This is a genomic window from Corynebacterium sp. (assembly GCF_030530965.1).
In the GTDB taxonomy this organism is placed as follows: domain Bacteria; phylum Actinomycetota; class Actinomycetes; order Mycobacteriales; family Mycobacteriaceae; genus Corynebacterium.
In genome coordinates this window covers 23838-27336 of sequence record NZ_JAUMTY010000026.1, presented here as the reverse complement: position 1 = coordinate 27336, position 3499 = coordinate 23838, and the positions used below count along the sequence as shown (strand labels likewise).

Sequence of the window (3499 nt, the reverse complement as noted above, 5' to 3'; positions counted from 1 at the left end):
GGGTCTGTGGTGAAAACTGATGGAGGATATGGTATAAAAATTGCCGAAAATGGACCATACACCCCCGCACTTTTATTTTTGGCCGCATATTCCCCCGCACTTTTCGGCTCCAGGTGTAGGTTTCCCGCAGTTTTCTGTGTAGCGGCTCGTTTTCCGTGCGTCGGTACTTCGCGCGGCAAAATTCCGACCGCATCGGCTTCGGTCATATCCCCCATGCCACCGCCACCACGCTCCCCTCGCGGACGTCAACCGCCGGCAATAAGAACGCGGCTCAACGCCGGCCATAGTCACCGGCCATATTCGTTGGCAACCGCCCGACCGACGCCGGCCATATTCGCCGACCATGTCCGTCGGCTTAAACCACCCAGACCAACGTCGGCTATAGTCCCGCTCCTCCCGGGGAGGGCTTTATCAATAAGGGGATCAGCGCGGGATCAGCGCGGGTGCTGCAAAAGTTGGGAAAGAAATTAAATAACGTTCCGATTACAACTGCAGGTTCGAAGCTATTTTGCCGTTCCGCGGGGCCGAACTTCGCTAGAAAATCTACGTTTTGGCTGGACAAGGCCCAAAAACATATTTATACTAACAACGTTGAGATGATCTCAATAGGCAAACTAAGGCTTAGTACTTTGTCGGTACTTTTCGGCCGATCATCCCATCTTGTTAGAAGCTAACCATCCTTTAAGGAGATTTTCGTGAGCGACTCGTCCAACAAACAGAACAACGGCAGCAAGGGCTCCAAGGATCTCGCTAAGTCACAGTCCTCATCCGTGGCTCAGAGCGACAACTCCTCCGCCCTCCAGACCGAGCACGGTCAGACCGTCGTTGCAGACACAGTTGTCTCCAAGATCGCCGGCATGGCAGCCCGCGAAGTTTCCGGCGTTCACGACCTCGGTGGTGGCACCGCCCGCATGGTCGGCGCACTGCGCGAGCGCATCCCGGGTGGCCGCGTCAACGTCCAGCAGGGTATTTCGGTAGAGGTCGGCGACCGCCAGGCAGCCGTCGACATCTCCATCGTCGCTGAGTACGGTGTTGCCATCCACGAGCTCGCAGAGGCCATCCGCAAGAACATCATCGTTTCCGTCGAAGCCATGACCGGCCTCGAGGTCACCGAAGTCAACGTCACCGTTCACGACGTCCACCTGGACATCGATGACGACGACGAGGACGACGACGAGCAAGAGCAGCCCCGCGTCCAGTAGGAATCGCTACTGACCTTTTATGGATGCTCCGGCATAAGTAGCCTTATCCGGCAGCAGCCGTACACGCGCAGGCAAAATAGTGCAGCCATAACAGTGCAGACATAGCAATGGAAAGGATCCTGTGAGCACTTCCCGCTCCTCACACCAAGGCCACCGCACGTCCGCTGGCTCACGCGAGGGCAAGGATTACACGCAGGATCCCGCCTATATATCGCAACGTCGCACACTGATCCGTCGCTATCACCCCGATCGCGGCGGAGATGCACAAGTGTTCATCCGTAAACTCGACGAACTCGACCGCGAATGGGCGGATCGGTACGCTCCCACTCCTCGTCCAACGACGTCGATGGGGGCGAACTGGGATCGAGCACAAGATATCGCCCGTCGACACACCGATGCCGACGGCCATCTTGATGCTGGAGCTGCAGCCGCAGCGGCTGTGGCGGTCTCCGCACCCACCGCTCGACGCGTGGTCAAGCGCATTCGTCGGGTGACTCGACGGACGACACGCGCGGTACGGACCCACTTGCCGAAAGGTATGCCGGGCGCGGTGAGGTACGCCTCCACTAGTACGCGGCCCCGGTAACGGCGCCCCGGTAACTAAGGCGCTCCGGTTGCACTCCACAGAAGGCGCAGATTGCGAGTCCACCCAACCCTCCTATCCTTCATGGAAGGATCTTCACCAGGAAGGTGAAATCATGAAATACGCAACTCCCATTGGTGTCGTCGTCGGCTTCATGCTGGCGCTCGCCATCATGCTCCAGGGATTTTCCGGCTTCCTCCTTGTGCTCGTATTCTGCGCTATCGGAGGCCTGGCCGGAGCACAATATGACGGTCTCATAGACCTGCGTTCGCTGCTTCGTAGTGGCGGACGAGGCAGGGGCTAAATATGCCTCAACCCTCCACAGTTATCTCCGAGAAAGCCGTGGGCCGGATTGTTGAGCAAGCACTAGCATCCGTTCCCGGGTGCATCCATCACGCAAGTGGACTGGACAAAGTCACGGGGCGCGAACTCCCCCGCTGGGAGATCGATCTCGACTCCGAGAACCGCGCCATGTCCATCGTGGCGCAGATCGCCGTTCGGTGGCCGTCGCCGGTCACGGAAGTTGCCGCCTCCGCGCGGCAAGCGCTGCACTCCTGGGTCGAGCGATACACGGACATTCCCGTTATCAAAGCCGACGTGGCCGTCGCAGCGGTTGTTCCGGGTGACGTCGATAATTCCCAGCCGACGCGCGTGACCTCTGAGGACATTGCGGCACGCCAACACGAGCCCAGCATTGAGGCCGTAACGGCGTCGCCACTAGAGACGCGGGAAGTCACGACGAACAGGCAAGTGACGTCGCTTCTTCATCCGAAGCCGTTTGGAGATGTCACTCTCACGCCCGTGCACGTCAATCGGACTGCTACCGAGCTCATCCATCCGCAGCACACGCGGATCGAACCGTTCAAGGACGTCGTTGCGCATCGCACGCCGGTTATGCCGGTGCCGCCGGTGCACACGCGGAAGGAACTCACTCCGATCTCGGTGAACAGCACCGATGTTCAGTCTCCGGTGACACCTGAGCCAATTAGGCCCACTATCTATCCGTCGGTTGATCGCACGCCCGTTGTGCATGTGGATACCTCCGCTAAACCACGGAAGACCGAGCGCATTGTTACGCATTCGCGCCCAGTGGAGCCTCCGCTGACGCCGACGCCGATCACGCCGAGCATCACTCCGACCGCGAAGCGCATTCCGGTCACGCACTTGGTGGGAGAGATCGGGCCTCGACGCACCGACCCCATCGTGGTGGAGTCCATGCCCGTCGAGTCGGTTCGCGCGTACCCGCTGAAGCCGTCCCCGGTCACCGTCAATAAGACCGAGGTCACCCACCCGAAGGCGCCCGAAACGCCTGTTGACCAGCACAAGGTCATGCAGGCGTTGGAGGACGACGAGAAGCAGGCTGTTGCTCATGCTCGTGCAGGTTGGCCACAGCCATTCGCGGAGTCCGATGCGACGAAGAAGCGGAAGGCTAAGGAAGCCGAGCGGGCTGCCCGGGCGCAGCGCCGTCGTGAGCGCGACACCCGGAAGATTCGGACGGTTGTGTCTCCCGGAACGGTGTATCCGTCGACAGTCGGTACCCCAGGGGGCAAAACCCCGAGCTCAGACCGCAGCATTCCTGTGTTACGACGCGACGCTGACGATGGTTCGAGGAAGGGACAGAAGTAATGGCTAAACACCAACTGAAACCCGAACACGAACCGACACCTGGCAACGCTCAGGCCGGAATTGGCCAATCTCGGGCCGACAACCCTGC

At 59.8% G+C, this 3499-nt stretch carries 5 protein-coding genes; 4 read left to right on the top strand and 1 reads right to left on the bottom strand.

What is annotated here, in order from left to right; translation table 11 throughout:
• The coding region (locus Q3981_RS06355; RefSeq protein ID WP_303124550.1) for a hypothetical protein at window positions 1-206 on the bottom strand (206 nt) is incomplete at its 3' end.
• 564 nt (window positions 207-770) lie between these two features.
• On the opposite strand from Q3981_RS06355, the gene Q3981_RS06350 reads away from it, so the two are divergent.
• The 4 genes from Q3981_RS06350 (at window position 771) to Q3981_RS06335 (ending at window position 3411) form a co-directional block, all read left to right on the top strand.
• Entirely contained in the window at window positions 771-1202 is a 432-nt protein-coding gene (locus Q3981_RS06350) for an Asp23/Gls24 family envelope stress response protein (protein WP_041629601.1), read from the top strand.
• A 121-nt stretch (window positions 1203-1323) separates the two neighbouring features.
• Window positions 1324-1788, top strand: a complete 465-nt coding sequence (locus tag Q3981_RS06345) for a hypothetical protein (protein ID WP_303124549.1) — start codon at window positions 1324-1326, stop codon at window positions 1786-1788.
• 112 nt (window positions 1789-1900) lie between these two features.
• Window positions 1901-2089: a DUF2273 domain-containing protein gene (locus Q3981_RS06340; protein WP_012732449.1), complete on the top strand. Its 189-nt coding sequence runs from the start codon at window positions 1901-1903 to the stop codon at window positions 2087-2089.
• A gap of 2 nt (window positions 2090-2091) precedes the next feature.
• On the top strand, window positions 2092-3411 hold the full coding sequence (locus Q3981_RS06335) for a hypothetical protein (RefSeq protein WP_303124548.1): 1320 nt from the start codon (window positions 2092-2094) through the stop codon (window positions 3409-3411).
• Window positions 3412-3499: the final 88 nt, after the last annotated feature.

Bases quoted from the DNA above. Each gene is read 5' to 3' on its own strand.
- Q3981_RS06340 (WP_012732449.1), top strand. From the start codon at position 1,901: ATGAAATACGCAACTCCCATTGGTGTCGTCGTCGGCTTCATGCTGGCG.
- Q3981_RS06335 (WP_303124548.1), top strand. From the start codon at position 2,092: ATGCCTCAACCCTCCACAGTTATCTCCGAGAAAGCCGTGGGCCGGATT.